General features: G+C 42.1%; 23 protein-coding genes. 19 read left to right on the top strand and 4 right to left on the bottom strand.

What is annotated here, in order from left to right; genetic code table 11:
- Positions 1-13: 13 nt before the first annotated feature.
- From AN395_RS04530 to AN395_RS04510, 5 genes are all read left to right on the top strand, one after another.
- Positions 14-1,444, top strand: a complete 1,431-nt coding sequence (locus AN395_RS04530; protein WP_054982226.1) for a sugar porter family MFS transporter — start codon at positions 14-16, stop codon at positions 1,442-1,444.
- Positions 1,445-1,665: 221 nt separating this feature from the next.
- Positions 1,666-2,925, top strand: coding sequence for an OmpP1/FadL family transporter (locus AN395_RS04525; RefSeq protein ID WP_024033748.1), 1,260 nt, complete (start codon positions 1,666-1,668; stop codon positions 2,923-2,925).
- A gap of 1 nt (position 2,926) precedes the next feature.
- Positions 2,927-3,340: a YeeE/YedE family protein gene (locus tag AN395_RS04520; protein WP_054982225.1), complete on the top strand. Its 414-nt coding sequence runs from the start codon at positions 2,927-2,929 to the stop codon at positions 3,338-3,340.
- A gap of 4 nt (positions 3,341-3,344) precedes the next feature.
- Positions 3,345-3,746, top strand: a complete 402-nt coding sequence (locus tag AN395_RS04515) for a DUF6691 family protein (protein WP_029772173.1) — start codon at positions 3,345-3,347, stop codon at positions 3,744-3,746.
- 169 nt (positions 3,747-3,915) lie between these two features.
- Positions 3,916-4,977, top strand: a complete 1,062-nt coding sequence (locus tag AN395_RS04510) for a mechanosensitive ion channel family protein (RefSeq protein ID WP_054982224.1) — start codon at positions 3,916-3,918, stop codon at positions 4,975-4,977.
- A 29-nt stretch (positions 4,978-5,006) separates the two neighbouring features.
- Here the strand turns inward: AN395_RS04510 and AN395_RS04505 are convergent, their stop codons facing one another.
- Entirely contained in the window at positions 5,007-7,142 is a 2,136-nt protein-coding gene (locus AN395_RS04505) for a TonB-dependent siderophore receptor (protein WP_054982223.1), read from the bottom strand.
- Positions 7,143-7,581: 439 nt separating this feature from the next.
- Here AN395_RS04505 and AN395_RS04500 point away from each other — a divergent pair, with 439 nt between their 5' ends.
- Positions 7,582-8,034 carry a DUF302 domain-containing protein gene (locus AN395_RS04500; RefSeq protein WP_054982222.1) on the top strand — a complete coding sequence of 151 codons (453 nt, stop codon included), beginning with the start codon at positions 7,582-7,584 and terminating at the stop codon, positions 8,032-8,034.
- A 147-nt stretch (positions 8,035-8,181) separates the two neighbouring features.
- Here AN395_RS04500 and AN395_RS04495 read toward each other — a convergent pair whose 3' ends face one another.
- The 3 genes from AN395_RS04495 to AN395_RS04485 all read right to left on the bottom strand — a co-directional run bounded on the left by AN395_RS04495 (position 8,182) and on the right by AN395_RS04485 (position 11,618).
- Positions 8,182-8,658, bottom strand: coding sequence for an FKBP-type peptidyl-prolyl cis-trans isomerase (locus AN395_RS04495; RefSeq protein ID WP_029772177.1), 477 nt, complete (start codon positions 8,656-8,658; stop codon positions 8,182-8,184).
- Positions 8,659-11,082: a Lon protease family protein gene (locus AN395_RS04490; protein ID WP_029772178.1), complete on the bottom strand. Its 2,424-nt coding sequence runs from the start codon at positions 11,080-11,082 to the stop codon at positions 8,659-8,661.
- A gap of 77 nt (positions 11,083-11,159) precedes the next feature.
- Entirely contained in the window at positions 11,160-11,618 is a 459-nt protein-coding gene (locus AN395_RS04485; protein ID WP_004585924.1) for a zinc ribbon-containing protein, read from the bottom strand.
- A gap of 174 nt (positions 11,619-11,792) precedes the next feature.
- On the opposite strand from AN395_RS04485, the gene leuS reads away from it, so the two are divergent.
- The 13 genes from leuS (at position 11,793) to lipA (ending at position 24,920) form a co-directional block, all read left to right on the top strand.
- The gene (gene leuS, locus AN395_RS04480) at positions 11,793-14,381 is read left to right on the top strand and encodes a leucine--tRNA ligase (RefSeq protein ID WP_029772179.1); all 2,589 of its coding nucleotides are present in this window, start codon (positions 11,793-11,795) and stop codon (positions 14,379-14,381) included.
- Positions 14,382-14,873: an LPS assembly lipoprotein LptE gene (gene lptE, locus AN395_RS04475; RefSeq protein ID WP_024033758.1), complete on the top strand. Its 492-nt coding sequence runs from the start codon at positions 14,382-14,384 to the stop codon at positions 14,871-14,873. It begins immediately after the preceding gene.
- The gene (gene holA, locus AN395_RS04470) at positions 14,873-15,910 is read left to right on the top strand and encodes a DNA polymerase III subunit delta (RefSeq protein WP_054982220.1); all 1,038 of its coding nucleotides are present in this window, start codon (positions 14,873-14,875) and stop codon (positions 15,908-15,910) included. Before lptE ends, holA begins: the two co-directional genes overlap by 1 nt.
- An 11-nt stretch (positions 15,911-15,921) precedes the next feature.
- Positions 15,922-16,557, top strand: a complete 636-nt coding sequence (nadD, locus tag AN395_RS04465) for a nicotinate-nucleotide adenylyltransferase (RefSeq protein ID WP_054982219.1) — start codon at positions 15,922-15,924, stop codon at positions 16,555-16,557.
- Positions 16,558-16,611: 54 nt separating this feature from the next.
- Entirely contained in the window at positions 16,612-16,929 is a 318-nt protein-coding gene (rsfS, locus tag AN395_RS04460) for a ribosome silencing factor (RefSeq protein WP_024033760.1), read from the top strand.
- 36 nt (positions 16,930-16,965) lie between these two features.
- Positions 16,966-17,436 carry a 23S rRNA (pseudouridine(1915)-N(3))-methyltransferase RlmH gene (gene rlmH, locus AN395_RS04455; protein WP_004585918.1) on the top strand — a complete coding sequence of 157 codons (471 nt, stop codon included), beginning with the start codon at positions 16,966-16,968 and terminating at the stop codon, positions 17,434-17,436.
- Positions 17,437-17,445: 9 nt separating this feature from the next.
- Positions 17,446-19,326, top strand: coding sequence for a penicillin-binding protein 2 (mrdA, locus tag AN395_RS04450; RefSeq protein ID WP_004585917.1), 1,881 nt, complete (start codon positions 17,446-17,448; stop codon positions 19,324-19,326).
- Entirely contained in the window at positions 19,323-20,429 is a 1,107-nt protein-coding gene (gene rodA / locus AN395_RS04445) for a rod shape-determining protein RodA (RefSeq protein ID WP_054982218.1), read from the top strand. Before mrdA ends, rodA begins: the two co-directional genes overlap by 4 nt.
- A complete protein-coding gene (locus AN395_RS04440) occupies positions 20,429-21,193 on the top strand; it encodes a septal ring lytic transglycosylase RlpA family protein (protein ID WP_054982217.1) in 765 nt (254 codons plus the stop codon). The genes rodA and AN395_RS04440 overlap by 1 nt, the downstream gene beginning before the upstream one ends.
- Positions 21,194-21,504: 311 nt before the next feature.
- A complete protein-coding gene (locus tag AN395_RS04435) occupies positions 21,505-22,665 on the top strand; it encodes a serine hydrolase (RefSeq protein ID WP_004585914.1) in 1,161 nt (386 codons plus the stop codon).
- Between the two features lie 341 nt (positions 22,666-23,006).
- Positions 23,007-23,285, top strand: coding sequence for a DUF493 family protein YbeD (gene ybeD, locus AN395_RS04430; protein WP_024033764.1), 279 nt, complete (start codon positions 23,007-23,009; stop codon positions 23,283-23,285).
- A 19-nt stretch (positions 23,286-23,304) separates the two neighbouring features.
- Positions 23,305-23,958 (top strand): lipoyl(octanoyl) transferase LipB, encoded by a 654-nt coding sequence (gene lipB, locus AN395_RS04425; RefSeq protein ID WP_004585912.1) that lies wholly within the window; start codon positions 23,305-23,307, stop codon positions 23,956-23,958.
- Positions 23,955-24,920 (top strand): lipoyl synthase, encoded by a 966-nt coding sequence (lipA, locus tag AN395_RS04420; protein WP_004585911.1) that lies wholly within the window; start codon positions 23,955-23,957, stop codon positions 24,918-24,920. The genes lipB and lipA overlap by 4 nt, the downstream gene beginning before the upstream one ends.
- Positions 24,921-24,929: the final 9 nt, after the last annotated feature.

Below are 24,929 nucleotides of genomic sequence, written 5' to 3'. Positions count from 1 at the left end.
AGGACACACAATTATGACATCACCTCTCTCGCCGAGCAGTAATAGCTCGGCGCACACATTGGGCACATGCTCTCTTTTTTACGTAATTTTTATCTCTGCCGTGGCTGCTATTGGTGGCTTTTTATTTGGTTTTGACTCGGGTGTTATTAACGGCACGGTGTCGGCACTGGGTAATGCGTTTAATTCAAGCAGTGTGGCTACGGGCTTTAACGTAGCGTCTGTATTACTTGGCTGTGCCTTAGGTGCACTTGCTGCGGGGCCGCTGGCTGATAAGTTTGGTCGCCGTGCAATTATGATCATCACCGCGATTATTTTTGCCATTAGTGCGTTTGGTTCGGGCATTAGCGAAAGCTCGGCCGAGTTTATTTTTTACCGCTTATTTGGTGGCTTAGGTATTGGTGCTGCATCGGTATTAGCGCCGGCTTATATTGCAGAGGTTGCACCACCAGCCCTTCGTGGTCGTTTAGCTACATTACAACAACTCGCTATTGTATTGGGTTTATTTGCTGCATTTTTAAGTAACTATTTAATTGCTGATGCAGCAGGTAGTGCGCAAAATATTTTAATGCTTGATATAGCCGCTTGGCGTTGGATGTTTTGGGCTGAGCTTGTGCCTGCAATACTGTTTTTAGTGGGTGTGTTGTTTATTCCTGAGTCGCCTCGTTATTTAGTGGCGCAAGGTAAAGTAGACGATGCAAAAACAGTATTTAGTAAAATTTCGAACGACAACGTTGCTGAGCAAATAAGCGATGTTAAAAGCTCCTTACGCAGCGATAAAAAGCCAAGTATTCGCGATTTATTTATTGATGGCAGTAAAAAAGTACACCCGATTGTATGGGCGGGTGTTGCGCTGAGTGTGTTTCAGCAATTTGTAGGTATTAACGTGGTATTTTATTACGGCTCTGAGCTTTGGCAAGCTGCTGGGTTTGATGAGTCGCAATCGTTATTTATAAATGTATTAGCGGGGACGACTAATATTGTATCGACCTTTATTGCTATTGCCCTTGTTGACAAAATTGGCCGTAAACCGCTGCTATTAGTAGGCAGTATTGGTATGTTTATCAGCTTAAGCGCGCTTACTTATATATTTGGCAGCGCAGGCCTTGATGAAGCAGGCAAGCTTGTACTTAGCGATAACATGGGTACGTTTGCGCTTATTATGGCTAATTTATTTGTGGTATTTTTTGGTTTAAGTTGGGGCCCTGTTGTGTGGGTGTTATTAGGCGAAATGTTTAATAACCGTATTCGTGGGGCAGCGCTTGCTGTTGCTGCAAGCGCGCAGTGGATTGCTAACTTTGCCATTACCATGACCTTCCCTATTATGCTGGCTAACATTGGCCTTGCAGGTGCGTACGGCTTTTATGCTTTATCGGCACTTATTAGCATATTTTTTGTGGCTAAATACATTACAGAAACCCGTGGTAAAACACTTGAGTCTATGTAATTAGTCCTGAAAGCGGTGAACCCTTTTCACCGCTTTGTGTTTTTTAGGTAAATGATTGATTTAATATCAGTATTAAACCATCTAATAATTACTGCACTAAACATTGGCTTACCCCTCTCGTTCAGTATTCCTTTTTACTATAAGTAATCGATTTAAATTCCTTTTTTGAATATAGAAAATTAGCTATTGTCCGCGTTTTCCCACTACGTATGTCTATCAAAATGAAAAATAAGTTAGTATCTGGTTTGGCCCTAACCCTTACTTTAGGTTCGTTTAACGCATTTGCTACCAATGGGTATTTTACTCATGGTTATGGCATGACCCACAAAGGCATGGCGGGTGCGGGTGTTGCGCTATCTGAAGAGTTAATGTCTGGCGCTAATAACCCTGCTACCTTTTTAGCAAATGGCACGCAATTATCTGTGGGCTTAGAGCTTTTTTCGCCTGATCGAAAATACTCAGCATCCGATGTAGATACCTTTTACCCTGACGCATTCTACCTGCAAGCAAAAACCCAAAAAAGTGATAACACTTTATTTGCTATTCCTGAATTTGCTATTGGCCACCAGCTTAATGACAAAGTAAGTATTGGCTTATTAGTTTATGGTAATGGCGGTATGAACACCGACTACAGCGCCGATTCAGAGCCTGAAGGCACATTTTATGCTGGCACTACGGGTGTTGATTTAAAGCAAATGTTTATTAGCCCAACAATAAGCTACAAACTTAACGAGCAAATACGCCTTGGTGTATCACCAATTTATGCAGTGCAGCAGTTTAAAGCTACAGGCCTAGGAAACTTTGCGCCTTTTTCGCAATCGCCCCAAGCCCTTACCAATAATGGTACCGACACCAGCACAGGCTTAGGTATTCAATTAGGTATTAGCCAAGATATAAACTCGTCATTAAGCTGGGGAGCAAGTTACCGCTCATCAGTATCTATGCAAGAGTTTGATAGCTATAAAGGTTTGTTTGCAGAGCAAGGTGGATTTGATTTACCTAGTTCGCTTCAAATTGGCGCAGCTTATAAAATTACGCCAAACAACCAGCTTGTATTTGATTGGCAAAAAATTAATTACAGTGAAGTAAACAGCATTGCTAACCCGATTGATAATTTAATGTCGGCTCCACTAGGTGCCGATGCAGGCGCAGGTTTTGGTTGGGACGATATGACCATTTATAAACTTGGCTATCAGTGGCAGCGTACAGCAAAACAAAAAATTCGCTTTGGTATTTCGTATACAGAGCAACCTATTCCTTCATCAAACGTTTTACTTAATATTTTAGCGCCAGGTGTGCAAGAATGGCATTTTACTACGGGGTTTAGCCATTCTATTAGTAACACGGTACAATTAAATGCAATGGCTTTTTACTCGCCAGCTAAAAAAGTATCGGGTGCTAACTACTTAGCGCCAAACCAACAAGTATCAATTGAAATGGAGCAATCAGGCCTAGGTGTGTCGGTTGTTTGGGGAATATAAAATGGTTACAGAGTTTACGCCAATAGCGGCAGCTATAGGGGGTGCTTTAATAGGAATAGCGTGCGCACTATTACTGGTTTTATACGGAAAAATAGCCGGTATATCAGGCATTGTTAAATCTGTTTTTAATAAGCAAACGGCTGAGTCGCGTTGGAAATTATACTTTATTGTAGGGCTATTATTAGCCGGTATTGCGGTGCGTATATTTGCGCCGTCTTTATTAGAAGGTGAGCTGAGCTTATCGCCTGTGCTTATAGTTGTAGCTGGGCTACTTGTCGGTATGGGCACCTCATTAGCTAATGGCTGTACAAGTGGCCATGGCGTATGTGGTATGTCGCGTTTTTCTACCCGTTCGTGGGTTTCAACATGTACATTTATGGCCGTGGCTATAATTACAGCAAACCTAGTAGGTTAAAAAAATGACAGCAGTAATTCATGTTATTTTAGGATTTATATTTGGTTTAGGGCTTATCATTAGTGGTATGACAAACCCCGACAAAGTACTTAACTTTTTAAATTTTCAAAATCAATGGGATGGCAGTTTAATTATTGTAATGGCTGTGGCTATGGGAATAATGATGCTGGCATGGTTTTGGGTTGCCAAAAAAGATAAACCACTGCTTGGTGAAACGTTTACTTTAAGTGATGTCAAAAACATTAGCCCTCGGCTAATCACTGGCTCTGTACTGTTTGGTTTGGGCTGGGGATTAAGCGGCATATGCCCAGGCCCGGGCCTTGTGCAACTTACTTCACTTAAAATGGAATTTTGGTTATTTTTTGCAGCCGTACTTGGCGGTATGTGGATAGCTAAAAAAGTATAAATTTAACTTCGAAATATATACGGCCTTAGTCCTTCATTAAAACTGGCAGGTATTAGCTTGCCAGTTTAACGCTATTTAAATAGCCTCTCTTTCCTTGCCTTGGCTAACTATTCATATAGGTACATAACTTGCTGCCTACTCTTTTAAGTTTATAAAAGAGAGGTAAGTAATGTCTGCTACTACTTTTTACAACCTAACAGAGCAACCTTGGGTTGTTATTGCTATTTGTTTAGTTTCTATAACTATAGCTTTGTTTTGCATCCGCTTTTTTATAATGTACTGGCTTAAAAAGTGGACCTCTCACACTAAATTTATATTCGATAGCTTACTTATCGCCTCTATCTCTAAACCGCTCACCCTTTGCACAATTATTGTGCTACTCACCATTATAGAGCAAGGGTTGTTAATACAAGGCGAGCCGGTTGCGAGCTATATTTCGTTTTCGACCATTAATATTATTTTGGGCTTAGTGGCTATTATTTTATTTTTTGACCGCTTTTTTGTGGGCACCATTAATTACTACAGCAAAGAGTCGGCGGTAATTTTTAACTCGCAAAGTATTATTAAAGGCATTATTAGGGTAAGCGTTTTATCGGTCGGGGCTTTAGTGCTGTTAGGCACCTTGGGTATTTCTATTACGCCTATAATTGCCTCGTTAGGTATTACGTCATTAGCGGTGGCACTTGCCCTGCAGCCCACCCTTGAAAACTTTTTTTCGGGCGTACAACTTGTTATAGATAAACCCATACGGGTGGGGGATTTTATTGAGCTTGAGTCAAAGGAGCAAGGCTTTGTAGAGAAAATTGGTTGGCGCTCTACATGGGTTAAAATGCTGCCAAATAATATGATTATTATCCCTAATAGTCAGCTTTCTAAATCGCGTATTATTAATTACTTTTATCCCGAAAAAGAACTGAGTGTACCTGTTGATGTAAGCGTTCACTACAGCTCAGACCTAGAATTTGTAGAGCAAGTAACGCTAGAAGTTGCGCGCCAAGTACTAATTGACCATGAATGGGGGGTTGATGATTACAATACCTTTGATAACTCAAGCATTAATTTTACCGTAATGCTGCGCGCAAAAGAGTACTTTAATCGGTTTTGGGTTAAATCTGCTTTTATTAAAGCGCTACACAAACGCTATAACCAAGAAGGTATTGTGATCCCCTTCCCTATTACAGCTATTAACACAGCGCAAGAAGCCGCTAATTTTAATAGCGATAAAAAATAAGCGCGAGATAAGCTCGCGCTTAAATTGCTTTAAAATTTATAGGTTACTTGGCCTACTATTTCTCGTGGGCTGCCTGGGAAGTGACCGTTACGCTCACTAAAGCCACTTACTGCGTATTCTTTATCAAATATATTATTAATATTTACGCTTAATAACACATCGTCAAAGCGCGTAGTCCAGCTCATATCAAATACAGTAAAGGGTTTAACTTTTTGGCCATCTTGGCTTATTTGCTCGCTTACGTAATTTGCGCCAAATGCTATAGACGAGTCGATGCTATCAAGCGCAAAACGCGACCATAAACCAGCTTGGTGGCGCGGCGCATTAGCAAAGCGAGAGCCATCACCGTAGGTGCTTGAAATAGTATCGCCGGTTACACCTTCAACAACCAATGTATCGTTGTAGGCGTAGTTAGCGGTTAGCGTCCAGTGCTCGGTTAAATCGCCCACCAGCGTTGTTTCAAACCCGCGGCTTTCTACCTCACCAATATTTAAAAGTGCTGCAATGCCGTCACCCGCGCCAGTGTCGTCGGGGTTACTCATTACTACGTTTTCTTTATTAATTTGGTAAATAGCAAAGGTGCTCATAATTTTGCCATTTAGCCATTGGTTTTTCATACCAATTTCGGTTTGTTTACCGGTTTCTGGCGTTAAGTTACCCTCGCCTTCTACATCTTCTTGGTCACCCGACGATACTGGGTTAAAGCTTTCTGAGTAGTTTATGTATAACGAGGTATTTTTAACAGGTTGGTATGTAACGGCCACCCGCGGTGTTACATCGTTATCTGAGTAACTGTAACCAGTTTCTTTATTTAGCTCTTTAAAATAATCGTAACGCAGGCCAGCAATCACGGTCCATTGCTCGTTAATGCTTACAACATCTTGTACGTATACGCCAAAACGGTCGGATTCAACACCATCGCGGTTCATGTCGGTAAGGTTATAAGTACTTGGGTCGGTTTCGCCGTAATTTAAGTCAAATATGTTTAAGTTAGCCACGCCATCCGCTTCATAACGGGCGCGTAAGTAATCGTACTCTGTATCAACTATGTGGTAGTCGCCACCAAATAATACTTGGTGTGCTAATTGGCCTTGCTCAAAGCTATAAATAAAGTCGGTGGTTAAACTTGTTTCTTCGTTGGCGCGGTATTGCTTTCGGTATTCGCGTTTAATGGTTTCGTCATCAATGTTTGCTTCACCATCGCCGTTTACATCTACCCAGCTTTGTGACTCATGGTAGGCTTGGTCGCGTTCGTTATCCATGTAACGCAGTGTGCTACTTACAGAAAAATCATCATTAAAGTAATGCTTTAACTCGGCTTGCAGCACTAACGCTTCCATGTCTTGGTAGTCAAATGCTTCATTTGCGTTGTAACTAGGGTCAACTAAAAAGTTGCCGTTGTCATCTACCGGTACACCACGTAAACGATTACCGCCTAAGTCTTGCTTGATGTAATCAACTGTGGTGGTTAGTGTGGTTGAATCGGTTAAATCAAATAATAAACCAGCGGTAAACTCACTGTTTTTTGAATCTGCATTATTACGAAAGCTGTCTTGCTCTTCATAATAACCACCTACTCGGTATGCCATGGTGTCGGTTAAACCGCCGGTCATATCAAGTGAGGCACCATGTGTGTTGTAATTGCCAAGCGTTAGTTTTAGCTCTTTACTTTGCGTATAACTTGGCTTTTTAGTCACGTAGTTGATCATACCGCCTGGCTCACCACCACCATATAACGCAGAGGCAGGGCCTTTTAATACTTCTACACGTGCAACATTAAATAATTGTGGTACACCAAAGCCCGAGTACGGGTCGCCGCGTACGCCATCGTAAAATACATTGGCATCGTCTCTAAATCCACGAAAAGTAACGCCCGAATAACTGTACTCACTTACCCCGGCTATTGAGCGGTATAAATCGGTAATATCGCGCGCGGCTTGGTCAATAATAAGCTGCTCGGTTAATACCTGCGCAGATTGCGGTAATTTAATAAGATCTAAATCCGTTTTAGTGCCAATTTTACTTTCGGTTTCTAGGTAAAACTGCTGAGCGCGGCCTGTTACTTCTATTGTTTCAATTTCGTTATTTTGCTCGGCAAATGCCACATTAGAAAAAGCAGAAAAAGACGCAGCAATACTAAGCGCCAAGTATTTTTGGTTAAACATGTTGATCCTGAAAAGAGGTGTATAAAACGCCGCGAATGATAACGACTATCATTACCATATGCAATGCAAATAATTTCATATTCATCCTTATTTTTCGAATTAATCGCAACTAAAATAGGTACTTAAAGACTTTTATGCTCACGTTTTATACATATTCCCTTTGCCCAGTGTTGAACCAAATAAAGAACTCAGATAGTGTGTATTTTTCATACGCTTTATAATAGCAATTCGCATTAATACTTAATCATTTTGTGGGGCTAAACGTGTCGCTACTTGCGTTAAAAAATGCTCATTTACGACTGCATGGATGCAGAAGGTAGCGCAATACAGGAGCAATTACCAGCGAATTTTTTGCCTAGCTATCAACACGTTTTTCCAGCCTCAAAATAAACCGCTTAATTAAGCGAATTGGTATCAGCCTTTTTATGAGGAGCAAACCATGTTAAACCGACTGTTTTTAGGGGTTATTTTACTCTCGGCCACGGCCGTGGCGAGTGCGAACGACAGCTTAGTACGTTTTCAAAGTAATTATTCTGTTCAAGAAACGGCTAACCGTTTTGAAAAAATAGCCAGTAACAAAGGGATAACCATTTTTGCGCGGGTAGATCATCAAAAAAACGCTCAAAATGTTGATATGGAATTGGCCCCAAGTGAAGTGATTATTTTTGGTAATCCAAAGGTAGGCACACCGTTAATGCAGTGCCAGCAAAGTGTGGCGATAGACTTACCGCAAAAAGTACATATATCTCAAGACAAGAATGGCCAAGTTTGGCTTACCTACAACAGCCCCACTTATTTGCAAGAACGCCACAATATAAAAGGCTGCGAAGAAGTGCTTAATAAAATAGCTGTGGTGCTTAATAAGCTTTCTATGGCAACAGTGGCCAAATAATTAAAGTTATACCAAACCGCAATAATACTTAATTAAGCGAATTGGTTTTAATATTAAATAACTTAAATAACTTAAAAAAACACGCAATAAAAAACCCGTTAGCTAACGGGTTTTTTATAAAGTTAATAACACTTTTTTACGCGTGTATTAAGACTCAATAGCCAAAAGCTCTACTTCAAAAATAAGCAGTGATGCAGGTGGAATACTGCCCACTCGCTTTTCGCCATAGGCTAATTGGTGCGGTACATAAAATATGTATTTATCGCCTGGGCTCATAAGTTGTAAGCCTTCGGTCCAGCCTTTAATAACTTGATTTAAACCAAAGCTTATTGGCGTTTTACGCTCTACTGAGCTGTCAAATACGGTGCCATCTATTAACGTGCCGTGGTAATGCACGTTTACTTTACTAGTAGGGTTAGGTGTATTTTCGCTTTCACCTTTGTGCAGCACTTTGTACTGTAAGCCTGAGGCGGTTTCTATTACGCCCTCTACTTTTGCGTTAGCGACAAGGTAGTCGGCTTCAATTTGCGCGTTAATGCCAGCTTGTTGCTTTGCTTTTTTACTATTTTGAAAAATTAAAAAACAAAATATAGCGATGATCACCGCTAAAATTATATTGATCATTTAGTGTTTTTCCTCATCTTCATCGGCTTCTTTATCTTCTTCGCTATCGCCATTAACTATGTCGGCTATATCTTTTAAGCGTGCTAAAGCAATACCGTTAACAGAATCTTCTGGGTATTCGCCGTCAATAATATCGCCGGCATCAATATCCATTAATAAGTTAAGTGCTTGGTCTACAGTTTCTACTGCGTAAATATTAAATTTACCGCGCTCAACCGCTTCAAGTATTTCATCATCAAGTACTAAGTTAACTTGGTTAGATTTTGGAATAATAACGCCTTGCTCGCCTGTTAAGCCGCGCATTTTACACAGCTTAAAAAAGCCTTCTATTTTTTCGTTTACGCCGCCAATGGCTTGCACATCACCGTGTTGGTTAATAGAGCCTGTAAGGGCAATAGACTGGCTAATAGGCAAACTGGTAATAGCCGATATAAGCGCACATAACTCAGCAAGTGAGGCGCTATCGCCATCTATATAACCGTAGCTTTGCTCTATAGCTATGTTAGCACTTAGCGTTAAACTAAAGTGCTGGGCGTATTTGTTACCTAAATAACCGGTAAGTAGCATTACACCTTTTGAGTGAATTGCTTTACCTAGCTCGGCTTCACGCTCAACATCTATTACACCATCGGCGCCGGCATATACGGTGGCGGTTATGCGTGCGGGTGTACCAAACGACGTATCGCCAATGTGCAGCACTGTTAAGCCGTTTACTTTACCAATGGCTTGACCTTGTGTGGCAATAAGCGTGTGGCCTTCTTTTATATCGCTTAGCATGTTTTCGCTTATTTGGCCGGTGCGGTACTGCTTACCTTCAATGGCTTCATCAATATGATGCGCATCAATCAGTGTTTGCTTATCTTGCTTGGCGTAAAAGCTGGCCTCAGCCACCAGTTCAAGCACATCGGCAAAGCGCGCCGATAATTTATTATGGTGCTCTGCTTGGCGGTAGCTAAATTTAAGTAACCGCACCATGGCGGCCTCTGTGGTTGTGCACTTTAACGTTTGCTGGCAGTACTCACTCACTTTAGTAATAAATTGGTACTGAAGCTTATCGCTACTTGGTAAATAGTAATCAAAGTCGGCAAGTACTCTAAACAGCTCTGCAAATTCTTCATCGTACTCACCTATGGTGTAATACAAATCGCGCGAGCCTAATAAAATAATTTTTACATCAAGAGGAATTAATTGCGGGCGCAGTGTAAAGCTGCTGCCTACTGAGCTGTCTTGATACGGTAGGTCGTTTTTAATTTGGTGCGTTTTAAGCGAAAGCTTTAAGCCATCCCACACTTGCGGGTTGGCCATTACTTTTTCGGCATCCATAATTAAGTAACCGCCATTTGCACGGTGCAATGCACCAGGCTGTATAGAGCGGTAACTGGTTATAAGCGAGCCTTGCGATGTTGAATACTCAATTTTGCCAAATATATTGCCAAAGGTTGGGTTTGGCTCATACACCACAGGTGCGGCATCGTCTTCTTTAAATTCAACTAAAATATTAGGCGCAAAAAAGTCGGTAAGCATGCCTTTACGGTCAAAGTCTTCTTTGCTTTCTTCGCTTTCATCTTCATCGTCTAGCCACTCAAGTACTGCATCAATTATTTCTACGCGAATATCTTTTAAGTAGCGCAGCACTCCAATATGTGCAGCGTATTTATGCTCTAAGTCTTTTAATAATGGCTTTGTAGCTTGCTCGGCTGTGGCCTTTTTTAGATTACGCTGTTTTTCTTTTGATTCGCGTTTCCAGCGTGGCAGCTCAATCAGCGCTTCAATTAAGGCATCTTCTAGTTTTTCTATTTTTTCAAAAAACTCATCACGAAGCTCTTCATCTAGGGCGGCAAATTCGTTATCGCTTAACTGTCTGCCTTCAACTAAAGGCGCAAAACCTACGGCGTTTTTCTCTTCTATTAGCGCTACGCTTTGCTCAAGCGCCATTTCTTCTACTGCGGTAATAGCGCTGTCGTAAGCGTCGTTAAATTCGCTCTCGATTGACTTTTTTTTGCGTTGATAAGCTGGGTTATCAAACGCTGCCGGAAAGGTGTCGAGTACTTCATCTAAAAATGAGTCTATGTCGTCACTTAATTGCTTGCTTTGCCCTGCTTGCATAAATAGCGCAATTGGCTCGCGGTGGTCGTCGTAATTATTAACATACAACCACTCGTTAGGTGTGGGGCGATCTTTTGCGTGCTGTTTAAGTTTGTCTTTTACGAGTGTAAATCGGCCATGCGCGGCCTCACCCATTACATAAACATTGTAGCCTGGCAGCTCCATCCCAAGTGAAAAGTCGAGCGCACTTTGGGCGCGTTGTTGGCCTATAAAGGTAAGTTGCTCTGGGTATGGATTGCTCATACACGTGCTAACGTGATTAGTAGAAATGCTCGGTGCGAGCTTTGAAACAGATAATGGCAGCAGTTTTTTCGTCATTCTAACTTCTTTTTGTACCAACATACTCGCTGGCTTTGGGCGTATTAAGTGGCCTACAAGCCACTTAATACATATATTTAGGGTTGTAATGCCTTACGGCTAAAATAAATACCATCACATTCAATGCACGGTGTAATTTGTGTAGCGTGATAAATATCAAAACTATGGGTGCAATTCTTACATACTAATGTGCCCATGGCTATCCATTCGCCTGCGTGATACATCCCATTGTGCTTAAAATCTTGACTAAGGGACTGCCATTCAAGCTGGGTTTTGTCCTCTATGTGTGAAAGCTCATACCATAACGACTCTTTAAGCTCTTGCCATGCAAGCGAATTATAGTGCGATTCGTTTTCTTGAACGTGTTCTATGTCGCGCTGCAAATAACTTTTATAGAGTCCGTATTTTTCTTTGCCTAGGTCTTTAAGTGCTTGCTCAGATTCAACAAATCGGGTCATTGCATCTTTTACTTCGTGATCTTTTACATCTTTTAACCAATTAGTTAAATCGCTAAGCCATGTTTTATAATCTGCCATTTTATACTCCATCAAAATCAAGGGCGTGTTGGCCTTTAACATAGATAAGTATAGGTTAACCTGCACTGAAAGTGAGATTTTAACAAAACCGTGCTTATACGCTGTGATTAGGCTTTTATTTGGGGTATCCTATCGGCAATTTTTTATTAGTTTGCAAGAAGTCTGGAATCATAGATGCAAGAGCAATATAACCCGCAAGACATAGAGTCAAAAGTCCAAAGTTACTGGGAAGAAAACCAGGTATTTAAAGTCACCGAAGATGAGAGCAAAGAAAAGTATTACTGCCTTTCTATGTTCCCGTATCCAAGTGGCCGACTGCATATGGGTCATGTGCGTAATTACACCATTGGTGATGTTGTTTCTCGTTTCCAGCGCCTGCAAGGCAAAAACGTAATGCAACCAATGGGTTGGGATGCGTTTGGTTTACCTGCAGAAAACGCCGCTATCAAAAACAAAACGGCGCCAGCTAAGTGGACGTACGAAAACATTGATTACATGCGTAACCAACTTAAGCAATTAGGCTTTGGTTACGACTGGGATCGTGAAATAGCCACGTGTCACCCAGAATACTACAAATGGGAACAATGGTTTTTCACTAAGCTGTACGAAAAAGGCTTAGTGTACAAAAAAATGTCAACGGTTAACTGGGATCCAGTTGATCAAACTGTACTTGCTAACGAACAAGTTATAGATGGCCGCGGATGGCGCTCTGGTGCAGTGGTTGAGCAAAAAGAAATTCCACAGTGGTTTATTAAAATTACTGACTACGCACAAGAGCTTTTAGACGACTTAGACAAGTTAGAAGACTGGCCTGAGCAAGTTAAAACCATGCAGCGCAACTGGATTGGTCGCTCTGAAGGGTTAGACATTGAGTTTACGCGTACCGACAACAATGAAAAGTTTAGCGTATACACTACACGTCCAGATACATTTATGGGTGTAACTTACCTAGCCGTTGCCGGTGGCCACCCTATTGCGCAAGAAGCCGCTAAAAACAGCGATGCAATTGCAATGTTTGTTGAAGAATGCAAAAACACCAAAGTTGCCGAAGCAGACATGGCCACTATGGAGAAAAAAGGCATTGCAACAGGCTTTTACGCGACTCACCCATTAACGGGCGAGCAAGTTCCAATTTGGGTTGCTAACTTTGTATTAATGCATTACGGCTCAGGCGCGGTGATGGCAGTACCTGCTCACGACCAACGTGACTATGAATTTGCCACAGCATACGGCCTAGACATAAAACAAGTAATTGCACCGGTTGAAGGCTCAGAGCTTGAAGTAAATTTAAAAGAAGAAGCATTCACTGAAAAAGGCGTGTTAGTTAATTCTGGCGAATTTGATGGCCTTGATTTTGAAGGCGCATTTAACGCTATTGCCGACAAACTAGAAGCACTGGGTGTGGGTGAGCGTAAAGTTAACTTCCGTTTACGTGACTGGGGTGTTAGCCGCCAGCGTTACTGGGGTTCACCAATCCCAATGCTGAGCGACGAAAACGGTAACGAATTAGCCGCCACCGAAGAAATGCTGCCAGTACGTTTACCAGAAGATGTAGTTATGAATGGCGTTACTTCGCCAATCAAAGCAGACCCAGAATGGGCAAAAGCAACGGTAAATGGCGTACCAGCAACACACGAAACAGATACCTTTGACACCTTTATGGAGTCATCTTGGTACTACGCACGTTACTGTAGCCCGCGTCACGATGAAGGCATGCTAGACCCAGCAGCAGCTAACTATTGGTTACCAGTAAACCAATACATAGGTGGTATTGAGCACGCTATTTTACACTTATTGTATTCGCGTTTTTTCCATAAGTTATTACGTGATTTTGGTTTAGTAAATTCAGACGAGCCATTCGATCGCTTACTTTGTCAGGGCATGGTACTTGCCGAAACGTTCTACCGTAAAGATGAAAAAGGCGGTGACGTATGGATTTCGCCAAGCGATGTAAATACCGAAACTGACGAAAAAGGCCGCGTAACTAAAGCATGGCACAAAGAAGATGGTGAACCTGTGTTCTCATCGGGCATGAGCAAAATGTCTAAGTCTAAAAACAACGGTATAGACCCACAAGAAGTAATTGCCCAATACGGTGCAGATACTGTGCGTTTATTTATGATGTTTACCGCACCACCAGAGCAAACGCTTGAATGGTCAGACTCAGGCGTTGAAGGCGCGCACCGCTTCTTAAAACGTATTTGGAAATACGCAGTAGATGTGAAAACAGTTGGCTACCAAGCACTTGATAAATCAGCGCTTAGTAACCCACAAAAAGTACTGCGTCGTGAGCTACACAAAGCCATTGCAAAAGTGAGCGATGATATTGAGCGTCGTCAAACGTTTAACACTGCAATTGCTGCCATTATGGAGCTTTCTAATAAGTTATTAAAAGCGCCGTTAAACGATACGCAAGATGTTGCTATTGCTAACGAAGCATTAGAAGCCCTACTTATTATGCTTGCGCCAATTACGCCGCATTTATCGCACCAGTTATGGCAAGAGCTTGGTAAAGAGGGTGACATTTTAGATGCAGCCTGGCCTAAAGTTGACGAGTCTGCCCTTGTTGAAGATGAAAAATTAATCATCGTACAAGTAAACGGCAAACTACGCGCTAAGCTAACTGTAGCCGCCGATGCAACACAAGAGCAGGTAGAAGCACTTGCGTTTGCAGAGTCTAACGTAACTAAATTTACTGATGGCGCAACCATTCGTAAAATTATTTACGTACCGGGTAAACTACTTAACGTGGTAGCTAACTAAATGGTTAGCTTTAACACCCTTAAAAACACATTAGCCTTAGTGCTAATGTGTTTTGTGTTATCTAGCTGTGGCTTTCATTTAAAGAAAGCCTCTAGCCTGCCTGATAACCTTAAAACGCTTACACTTAAAGGTGATGATGAAAAATCATCGTTATTTTTAAACCTTAAAAAAGAGCTTAAAGCCAGTAACGTAGAACTGACACCTTCGGCTAAAAATGTTGCCCAGCTTTACTTACGCAAAGAAAGCATTGAGCGCCAAACCTTGTCGTTGTTTCAAAATGGTCAGGTGGCTGAATACGAGCTTGCCTACGGGGTAAGCTATGTTGTTAAACGCCCAGGCGAAAAAGCCATAGAAAAACGCTTTGAGCTTTATCGTAACTACCAAGACGACCCCGATCACGCACTTGCAAAAGCAAAAGAGCTTGAGCTGCTTATTAGCGAAATTCGTAAGCAAGCCAGTGGTCGTATTGTTAGAGAGCTGTCGCAACTATAATGCGCTGTTATGCTAATCAGTTACCGAGTGAATTAAATAAAGGTTTGAAACCCTTTTATTTAGTGTTTGGTGAAGAACCGTTTCAAGAAGCGCAATGTGTGCAGCAAATACGCGACATAGCAAAAGCCCAAGGCTTTGATGAGGTAATTAAATTTACCCTAATGCAAGGGTTTGATTGGCAAGAAATTATAGCTCAATATCAAAGCATGTCTTTGTTTAGTGCGCGCACTATAATTGAGCTTGATTTAAACCAACAAAAACCTGGCACCCCAGGTAGTAATACCTTTAAAAAAATAGTCGAGTTAATTAACCCTGATACCATTTTAATTGTAAAAGGGGCTAAAGCCAGCCAAGACGTACAACGTGGCGCCTGGTTTAAAGCGCTCGATAAACACGGTGTATTTGTACCGTGCTACCCGCTTGCAGGGAATCATTTAAAACGCTGGTTAGATGAACAAGTAGCGCGCCTTTCTCTGAATATGCAAAACGAAGCAAAACTGAGCTTAATTAACGCTACCGAAGGCAATTTATTAGCGTGTTTTCAGGAGCTCGAAAAGCTCTCGCTACTGCATGGTAATGCCTTAATAACCCAGCAACTCGTGATGCAAGGGCTATTAAATCAAGCCAAGTTTGATATTTTTGACTTAAGTGATGCCCTATTAAATGGCCACGCCAAGCAAGCAATTAAGGTACTTAATAAACTGGCCAGCGATAACACCGAAGTGGTGAGTATTTTATGGGCTATAAATAAAGAGCTCACCAGTTTGCTCACTATTCAGCAAGGGCTTTTAAATGGCGAGCCTATCGCACAGTTATTTAAAAAAAATGGTATTTGGAAAAACCAGCAAGGGCCTGTGCAAAATGCGATTAACCGCTTAAATATTAATACCCTTGAGCAAATAAGCAGTGAGCTTGCACTGTTTGATTCAAGCTACAAACAAGGTAACTTAATTGCGCCTTACCAAGCGCTTGCCCATATTTGTATTAAGTTTTGCCAGCCGCTTGATATTCCAGTGCCTTGCCACGCACTTAACTAAAGATTTTTAACATGATTGCAATTTTTGGCGGCACCTTCGACCCTGTGCATTTAGGCCACCTAAATATGGCCACACAGTGTGTAAATACATTTAACTTATCCACGTTGTACTTTATGCCCTGTGCACTTCCCGCGCACAAAGCTGCGCCAGGTATAAGTACAGCGCACCGTATTAATATGCTCAATGCCGCTATTGCCCCTTACCCTCATTTTGCACTTGATTTAAGAGAGCTTAATCGTACTGGGCCCTCGTACTCATTGTTAAGTTTACAAGAACTAAGAGCTGAGCACCCAGATACGCCAATTCTTTTTTTAATGGGCATGGACTCATTTAATAACCTCGACAAATGGTATGAATGGCAAGCAATTACACAGCTATGCCATATAGTGGTTTATCATCGCCCGGGGCAAACATGTAACCCAAATAAGGCGCTTAAAAGCTATGTCAGTAATGCCCACACTGAAGCGCCACAGCAACTTGCCACACACAACTTTGGTAAGCTTTATTTTTTATCTGGTGAGACCCTTGATGCCGCCTCAAGCACTATTCGAGAGCATTTAAAAAAAACCAATAAAAATAATGAACTATTACCCGAACCTGTCAGTCACTACATTAAGCAACACCAGCTTTATCAAAGTGATGATTAAAACCCCCTAGCATGTTAAAATGCACGCTATTAAATTTAAAATTGAGACAATACCTTGGATTCGAAACAACTACTTGCCTTTGCACTAGACAAAATTGACGATATGAAAGCACGCGACGTGGTACAACTAGACGTACGTGACAGCTCAGACATTACCGATTACATGGTTGTGTGTTCGGGTACTTCTAAGCGTCATGTGCAATCAATTGCCGATAACGTAGCAAAAGAAGCTCGCCACGCTGGCGAAGAACCTTTAGGTTACGAAGGTCAAGACGAAGGCGAATGGGTACTGGTAGATTTAGGTGATGTAGTTGTACACGTGATGCAAGATCACGCACGTAGCTATTACGATCTAGAAAAACTGTGGGGCTAAGCGCCACTATTTTTTAATTGAGCTTGGAAGTATTACGTGAAAATACAAATGATTGCCGTTGGCACAAAAATGCCAGCGTGGGTAGAAACCGGATTTGCAGAGTACCAACGCCGTTTTCCTAAAGATATGGCGCTTGAGTTAATAGAAATTCCGGCCGGTAAACGCGGTAAAAATGCCGATATTAAACGCATTTTACACACCGAAGGTGAAAAAACCTTAGCCGCTATTCCAAAAGGCAATCGCATTGTTACCCTAGAGGTAACAGGTAAACCACTTGATACTCACCAGCTTGCTAAAAATATGGAAAAGTGGCAGCTCGATGGCCGCGACGTTAGTTTGCTTATTGGCGGCCCTGAAGGGTTAGCCCCTGAGTGCATTGCCGCCTCTGAGCAAAAATGGTCGTTATCTAACTTAACGTTACCGCACCCTTTAGTGCGTATTATTGTTGCCGAAAGCCTATACCGAGGCTGGAGCTTAAATAACAACCATCCTTATCATCGCGAGTAGCGCCTTGTTATGATTAAGCAAAGACCCACAATACGAGACCATTCCGCTGAGGCAAACTTATTTGCACGGCGCGCATTTGTGGGTTTTATTTTTGTTTTAGGCTTAGTGGCAATTTTGCTTTCTAATCTTTATACCATTCAGGTAGAAGAACACACCGACTATCAAACCCGCTCTAACGATAACCGTATTAAAGTCATTCCTATTGCGCCAAACCGTGGCCTCATTTACGACCGCAATGGTGTACTGCTTGCTGAAAACAAACCCGTTTATAACCTCGAGGTTATTCCTGAAGAGGTCGACGATTTAGCTAAATCGCTTGAGCAAGTTAGCAAAATAATTACGATTACCGAGCAGCAAAAAAAAGACTTTATTGATGACATAAAGCATACGCGTCGTTTTAAGTCGCAAGTACTAAAAGCCCGCTTAGATGAAACCGAAGTGGCCCAATTTGCGGTTAATCAGCATAAATTTCCGGGCTTTAGCATTGAGGCGCGCCTTGCACGCTTTTACCCATATGGCGATACGCTAACCCATGCATTAGGCTACGTTGCAAAACTAAACCGCAAAGAACTTAATAAGTTAGAACAAGAAGACCAAGCCACAAATTACCGCGCAACGCACGATATTGGTAAGCTTGGCATAGAAAAATATTACGAGCAGCTTTTGCATGGCCAAGTCGGCTCTCAACGCGTTGAAGTGAATAACCGCGGCCGTGTTATTCGTACATTAAGTATGACCCCCCCGCAGCCAGGCAGTGATTTAGTGCTTACCTTAGATATAGGTTTACAGCAAATAGCCCAACATGCGCTTAAAGATATGCGCGGCGCGGTTGTAGTAATGGATGCCAAAGATGGCGGCGTATTAGCACTTTATTCAAACCCAAGTTACGACCCTAATTTATTTGTCCATGGTATTAGCAGTAAAGATTATAAAGCACTGCTAAACCCCGACCGCCCTCTTATTAACCGTGCCACTCAAGGGCGCTATGCGCCGGCTTCCACTGTAAAACCACATATGGCCATACTGGCACTTGAAGAAAACATTGTCAGTGAAAGCACCTCGGTGTGGGATCCTGGTTTTTTTCAAATACCGAATGTTGAACATAAATGGCGCGATTGGAAACGTTGGGGCCACGGCCACGTAGATGTTTACAAAGCGATTGAAGAGTCGTGCGATACTTACTTTTACGATGCGGCATACCGCTTAGGCATAACAAAAATTAGTAATTTTATGGCCCGCTTTGGCTTTGGTGACTTATCGGGAATAGACATACACGAAGAAACCACAGCCATACTGCCCTCAAAAGAGTGGAAAGAAGGCCGCTTTAAAGAGTCCTGGTGGCGTGGCGATACTATTTCAGTGGGGATTGGCCAAGGGTATTGGACTGCCACCCCTATTCAAATTGCTAACGCGACTAACATATTGGTTAATAAAGGCATAAACCACCCGCCGCATTTAGCACAAGTGGCTAAAAAAGAAGACCAAGTGACGCAAATTAATAACGAAGAAAAACCGCCTGTGGTACTTAATAACCCTGATAACTGGCGTATCGCGCTCGATGCCATGCACAATACCGTAAAAAAAGTAACAGGAACGGCCCACCGTGCTTTTAAAGGCGCTAATTATGACCCTGCGGGTAAAACAGGCACTGCGCAAGTAGTGAGTATTGCCCAAGGTGAGCGTTACGATGCAAAATCACTAAAGGAGCGCCAACGCGATAACGCGATTTATATTGGTTTTGCTCCGTATGACGACCCTAAAATTGTGGTTTCAATTGTGGTAGAAAACACCGGTGGCGGAAGCTCTGTGGGTGCACCTATTGCACGTGAGCTAATGGATTACTATTTTGCAGCAAACCCAATAGAAGTTGCTAGGAATACAGCGCAATGACCGTATTAAACACCCAGCGCTCGATATGGATGCGCATGCATTTAGACTTACCGTTACTAATTGCCTTATTACTTATGATGGCAGGCAGTATCACCATAGTATATAGCGCAAGCGGCCAAGACTCGGCCATGATGATCCGCCATATCACCCGTATGGGCGGCGCTATTATAGGCATGATAGTGCTTGCACAGTTCTCCCCCGCGACTCTTAAACGCTTAGTGATCCCCCTTTACTGTGTTGGGTTACTCATGTTGGTGGGCGTATTGCTATTTGGCGTGAGCTCAAAAGGCGCTCAGCGCTGGTTAAATTTAGGTATTACTCGCTTTCAGCCCTCAGAACTTATGAAGCTGGCAGTCCCTATGATGGTGGCTTGGTATATTGGCCGAAACCAACTTCCGCCACGTCCATTACACCTAATTATTGGCTTTGTCATCGTGATGCTGCCTACCTTATTAATTAAAGAACAGCCCGACTTAGGCACCTCAATTTTAATTGCCAGCTCAGGAATATTTGTGTTGTTTTTATCGGGTTTAAGCTGGCGTTTAATTGGCTTTTTAAGCTCGATTGTCGCACTGGCTGCATGGCCATTTTGGCACTACGGTATGCACGACTACCAAAAGCAGCGCGTATTAACGTTTTTAGACCCAGAGAGCGATCCGCTTGGCTCGGGGTATCATATTATTCAATCCAAAATAGCCATCGGCTCAGGTGGTATAGAAGGTAAAGGCTGGTTGCAAGGCACGCAATCACAACTCGAATTTTTACCAGAGCGCCATACCGACTTTATATTTTCGGTATTAAGTGAAGAGTTTGGCTTATTTGGTGTGTGTGTTTTATTAAGCCTGTACTTATTTATTATCGGCCGTGGTTTATACATTGCGGTAAACGCGCAAGATGCGTTTGGTAAATTATTGGCCGGCGCCCTTACCCTCACCTTTTTTGTTTATATTTTTGTAAATATAGGCATGGTATCGGGCTTGTTGCCTGTTGTAGGTGTACCTTTACCCCTTATTAGTTATGGCGGCACCTCTATGGTGACGTTAATGGCCGGATTTGGCATTATTATGTCAATTGCGACAGATAAAAGGATGCTTTTAAAATAATGAATAAGCCTACCCAGCTGTTATTTATTTCAGCCTTAATATTTATGTTAAGCGCATGTAGTAGCGGCTCTAATAGTCGTTATCATATGGAGCACGACGCCGCACCTTTACGCGCGCCAACCGCACTTGAAATGCAAGATGCCGTTGTGGTGGATGTTAAAAAAAGTGCCAGTGCAAGTCGCCCCTACGAGGTATTAGGCAAACGTTATACGCCAATGCTTGATGAAAAAGGGTATACAGAAGAAGGGATCGCTTCGTGGTACGGCCGTAAGTTTCATGGTTACCATACCTCAAACGGTGAAATTTACGATATGTTTGCCATGAGCGCTGCGCATAAAACCTTACCCCTGCCAAGCTTTGTACGCGTTACTAATACTGCCAACAATAAATCGGTGATTGTACGTGTAAACGACCGTGGGCCGTTTCATGATGACAGAATAATAGATCTTTCGTATGCTGCTGCTTATAAATTAGGCTATTACACTCACGGTACAGCCAAGGTTAAGCTAGAGGCGATTACGCTCGACAGCATTCCTGCACGTAAAACATATATACAGGTAGCTGCGGGTAGTACGCTTAGCAATATTGAAGCATTAGCTTCTACATTACGCCTGCAGTATCAAGTACCTACTAATATAGTAAAAGCAGACAACATTTATCGTTTGCATTTGGGCCCGATTAAAGATGCCCAGCATGCACAAGACGTATTAAAAAAATTAAAACAAAACCAATTTCAAAACGCGTTCTTGCTTTACACTCAGTAAGACAAATACCTAAACCACGCCAAAATGTAGGATTCAGCGTTGTATTGGGGCTTAAAATCTAGGTGTTATTTTTTAAATGGCAATCCCTTTTAAAAAATAACAACACAGAAAATCAGCCTCAGTGAAACGCCCTAAAGCGTGGTTTAAAAACGATTTATACTGCGTTATTGATTTGAACAATAGAGTGACTATTATTGACAATCAATGCCTTGTCTAAGTTGTTTTTAATTCCAACGACGCTCGCATCTCGGGGTAGTTTGGGTATAAGATGGACTAACGCGAATTTTTAACTTTAACCATTAATGAGTATGATGAAATCAATTAAACATAAAATCCTCAAAGGTGTATGCGGCTTAGTTTGCACAGCCGCCGTATTTTCAGCCAGCGCCCAAATTATTCCGGCTCCACCTCAAATTAATGCAAAAGGTTATTTTTTAGTAGACTTTACAACAGGTAAAGTTATTGCTGAAGGTGAAGCTGATACAAAGCTAGCCCCTGCAAGCTTAACTAAAATGATGACCAGTTATGTAATTGGTACAGAAATAAACGCCGGTAACATTGCACCAACCGATATGGTTACAGTGAGCGAAAAAGCCTGGGCTAAAAACTTCCCTGAATCGTCAAAAATGTTTATTGAAGTAGGCAAGCAAATAAGTGTTGATGAGCTTAATCACGGTATTATTATTCAATCTGGTAATGATGCGTGTGTAGCCATGGCTGAGCACATTGCAGGTAGCGAAAGCGCATTTGCTGATTTAATGAATGCCCATGCCGCTAAATTAGGCATGAGCAATAGCCACTTTATTAATAGCCACGGTTTAGATACAGACGAGCATTACACTACCCCACGTGATATGGCGACCCTAGGCGCTGCACTTATTCGTGATGTACCTGATGAGTACGCACTTTATAAGCAAAAATCGTTTACTTACAACGGTATTAAACAATATAACCGTAACTCTTTGTTATGGGATGAAAGCCTAGATGTTGATGGCATTAAAACGGGTCACACATCAGAGGCAGGTTATAGCTTAGTAACGTCTGCGACTAAAAACGACATGCGTTTAATTGCGGTTGTTATGGGCACATCAAGCGAGCGCGCACGTAAAGTAGAAAGCAAAAAACTACTTAACTACGGATTTCGCTTTTTTGAAACAATTACACCTTACAAAGCAGGCGACAGCTTTGCAGAGCAACGTATTTGGATGGGTAATAAAGAAAATGTATCGTTAGGAATTTTAGAAGATACCCCAATTACCATTCCACGTGGTCAACATAAAAACCTTAAAGCTAACTTTGAGCTAGACAACACGCTTGAAGCACCATTAGCGAAAGGCACTAAAGTAGGTACGTTATTCTTACAACTAGAGGGCGAAGACATTGCACAATACCCACTAGTTACACTTGAAGAAGTGGAAGAAGGCAGCTTCTTTAGCAAAATTTACGACTACTTACGTTTACAAATTATGTAAACGTAAAAATAACCCGACAGTCGATGGGTTGTTAAACGAAGCGCCTCTGTTATGAGGCGTTTTTTTTTGCTTGAAAAATGCTAGAATGCGCCCCATATAAGCAGGATCACCCTAAACCTGCCAGTCACGCTTAGCGTTATACCAATTCGGTTAATTAAGTAATCTACTTTGAGGCTGGAAAAACGTGTTGATAACTTGGCTAATAAATCGCTATTTAGTTGTTCTAAATGAGCATTTTTTAACGCAGGTAGCAACACGTTTAGCCCCGTAAAATGATTAAGTCTTATTGCGGATTGATATTATCTCACGTAGCCAACATTTTTGTTTGAGGAGTCACCGTCGTGGTTCAACCTGTTAAAAATACTAAATTTGATGAGTACCTTGAGTACCCATGTCCGTTCACATTTAAAGTTATGGGTTTAGCAAACGTTAACCTTACGGAACAAATTTTAGCTAAATTACAACCTATTGCACCTGGTGACTACGCACCAAAAGTAAAGCCAAGCAGTAAAGGCAATTATGAGTCGGTAACGTTTGTTGCCACAGTGACAAGCGGTAAACACATAGAAGAAATTTACAACGTGATCAGCAACATTGATGACGTACGCCATATGCTTTAAGCCATAGTTGAGACTTGTTGTGAACGAAAACACTTTAATCGTACGCCAACTAGGCCGTCAGCGTTACATGCCAATTTGGCAAAAAATGCAAGCCTATACCGACACCCGTGACGACAGCTCGCCAGATGAAATTTGGCTTGTAGAGCACGAGAGTGTATTTACACAAGGCCAAGCTGGTAAAGATGAGCATTTACTCGCCCCTGGTGACATAGAAGTCATAAAGGTAGACCGTGGCGGGCAAGTTACTTACCATGGCCCCGGCCAACAAATGATGTATGTATTATTTAACTTGCGCCGCTTAAAAATTGGTGTGCGCGAGCTTGTTACATGGCTTGAAGAGTGCATTATTGATACCCTTAATGAGTATGATATTAAAGCCTACGCAAAGGCCGATGCACCCGGTGTGTACGTAAACGACAGTAAAATTGCATCATTAGGATTACGTGTTCGTCGTGGTTGCTCGTTTCATGGATTAGCATTAAATGTTAACATGGACTTAAGCCCGTTTTTACGCATCAACCCGTGTGGTTATGCCGGCATGAACATGGTGCAAACGAAAGAATTAAACGGCCCTCAAAACTTAGCACAAGCAGGTGAAGGGCTGGTAAAACACATGATAAAGAAGCTTAATGCAACACAGGTTAAGCATACTGAAGGGTTTGAAAACGAATGAATAAACCAGTCAAAATGGAACCAGGTGTAAAACTACGCGACGCAGAAAAAATGGCGTTGATCCCCGTTAAAGTTTTACCTACAGAAAAAACTGAAATGTTGCGCAAGCCAGAGTGGCTTAAAATTCGCTTACCAAAATCTACCGAGCGTATCGACGGTATAAAACAAGCTATGCGCAAGCACGGCTTACACTCAGTATGTGAAGAGGCCTCGTGCCCTAACCTTTCTGAGTGTTTTAACCACGGTACTGCTACCTTTATGATTTTAGGTGCTATTTGTACTCGTCGTTGCCCATTTTGTGATGTTGCCCATGGTCGCCCACTAAAACCTGATGCAGCAGAGCCTGAAAAGCTTGCACTGACAATTAAAGACATGAAGCTTAGCTACGTGGTTATTACCTCGGTTGACCGTGATGATTTACGTGATGGCGGCGCACAGCATTTTGCCGATTGTATTCGCGAAATCCGTAAGCACAATCCAACCATTACTATTGAGATTTTAGTGCCAGATTTTCGTGGTCGTATGGACCGCGCACTGGAGATTTTAATTGAAACGCCACCTGATGTGTTTAATCACAACCTAGAAACTGCCCCGCGTTTGTACAAGCTTGCGCGCCCGGGTGCCGATTATAAATGGTCGTTAGAATTACTTCGTCGCTTTAAAGAAGCGCACCCAGAGGTAAAAACTAAGTCTGGCTTAATGGTTGGCCTAGGTGAAGAAATTAGTGAAATAGAAGAAGTATTACGTGACCTACGTGCGCATAACGTTGACATGCTTACCGTTGGCCAATACTTACAGCCTTCTAAGCATCACTTGCCAGTTAAACGTTACGTGCCACCAGCGGAATTTGACGCACTAAAAGAATACGCTGATGAAATTGGCTTTACGCATGCTGCCTCTGGCCCATTTGTTCGTTCAAGCTATCACGCTGACCAACAAGCTGCAGGTAAAGAAGTAAAATAGTTACTTTTT

This window comes from Pseudoalteromonas sp. P1-30 (assembly GCF_001400005.1).
Lineage (GTDB): Bacteria > Pseudomonadota > Gammaproteobacteria > Enterobacterales > Alteromonadaceae > Pseudoalteromonas > Pseudoalteromonas atlantica.
This window is presented reverse-complemented; position numbering and strand designations above follow the sequence as displayed.

Excerpts from the sequence above, each read along its gene's own strand:
- leuS (WP_029772179.1), top strand. The coding sequence starts at position 11,793 with ATGCAAGAGCAATATAACCCGCAAGACATAGAGTCAAAAGTCCAAAGT.
- holA (WP_054982220.1), top strand. The coding sequence starts at position 14,873 with ATGCGCTGTTATGCTAATCAGTTACCGAGTGAATTAAATAAAGGTTTG.
- AN395_RS04440 (WP_054982217.1), top strand. The coding sequence starts at position 20,429 with ATGAATAAGCCTACCCAGCTGTTATTTATTTCAGCCTTAATATTTATG.
- AN395_RS04505 (WP_054982223.1), bottom strand. The coding sequence starts at position 7,142 with ATGTTTAACCAAAAATACTTGGCGCTTAGTATTGCTGCGTCTTTTTCT.
- AN395_RS04525 (WP_024033748.1), top strand. The coding sequence starts at position 1,666 with ATGAAAAATAAGTTAGTATCTGGTTTGGCCCTAACCCTTACTTTAGGT.
- AN395_RS04515 (WP_029772173.1), top strand. The coding sequence starts at position 3,345 with ATGACAGCAGTAATTCATGTTATTTTAGGATTTATATTTGGTTTAGGG.
- lptE (WP_024033758.1), top strand. The coding sequence starts at position 14,382 with ATGGTTAGCTTTAACACCCTTAAAAACACATTAGCCTTAGTGCTAATG.
- AN395_RS04530 (WP_054982226.1), top strand. The coding sequence starts at position 14 with ATGACATCACCTCTCTCGCCGAGCAGTAATAGCTCGGCGCACACATTG.
- lipA (WP_004585911.1), top strand. The coding sequence starts at position 23,955 with ATGAATAAACCAGTCAAAATGGAACCAGGTGTAAAACTACGCGACGCA.
- AN395_RS04510 (WP_054982224.1), top strand. The coding sequence starts at position 3,916 with ATGTCTGCTACTACTTTTTACAACCTAACAGAGCAACCTTGGGTTGTT.
- AN395_RS04500 (WP_054982222.1), top strand. The coding sequence starts at position 7,582 with ATGTTAAACCGACTGTTTTTAGGGGTTATTTTACTCTCGGCCACGGCC.
- AN395_RS04490 (WP_029772178.1), bottom strand. The coding sequence starts at position 11,082 with ATGACGAAAAAACTGCTGCCATTATCTGTTTCAAAGCTCGCACCGAGC.
- AN395_RS04520 (WP_054982225.1), top strand. The coding sequence starts at position 2,927 with ATGGTTACAGAGTTTACGCCAATAGCGGCAGCTATAGGGGGTGCTTTA.
- AN395_RS04435 (WP_004585914.1), top strand. The coding sequence starts at position 21,505 with ATGAAATCAATTAAACATAAAATCCTCAAAGGTGTATGCGGCTTAGTT.
- mrdA (WP_004585917.1), top strand. The coding sequence starts at position 17,446 with ATGATTAAGCAAAGACCCACAATACGAGACCATTCCGCTGAGGCAAAC.
- AN395_RS04485 (WP_004585924.1), bottom strand. The coding sequence starts at position 11,618 with ATGGCAGATTATAAAACATGGCTTAGCGATTTAACTAATTGGTTAAAA.
- AN395_RS04495 (WP_029772177.1), bottom strand. The coding sequence starts at position 8,658 with ATGATCAATATAATTTTAGCGGTGATCATCGCTATATTTTGTTTTTTA.
- nadD (WP_054982219.1), top strand. The coding sequence starts at position 15,922 with ATGATTGCAATTTTTGGCGGCACCTTCGACCCTGTGCATTTAGGCCAC.
- rodA (WP_054982218.1), top strand. The coding sequence starts at position 19,323 with ATGACCGTATTAAACACCCAGCGCTCGATATGGATGCGCATGCATTTA.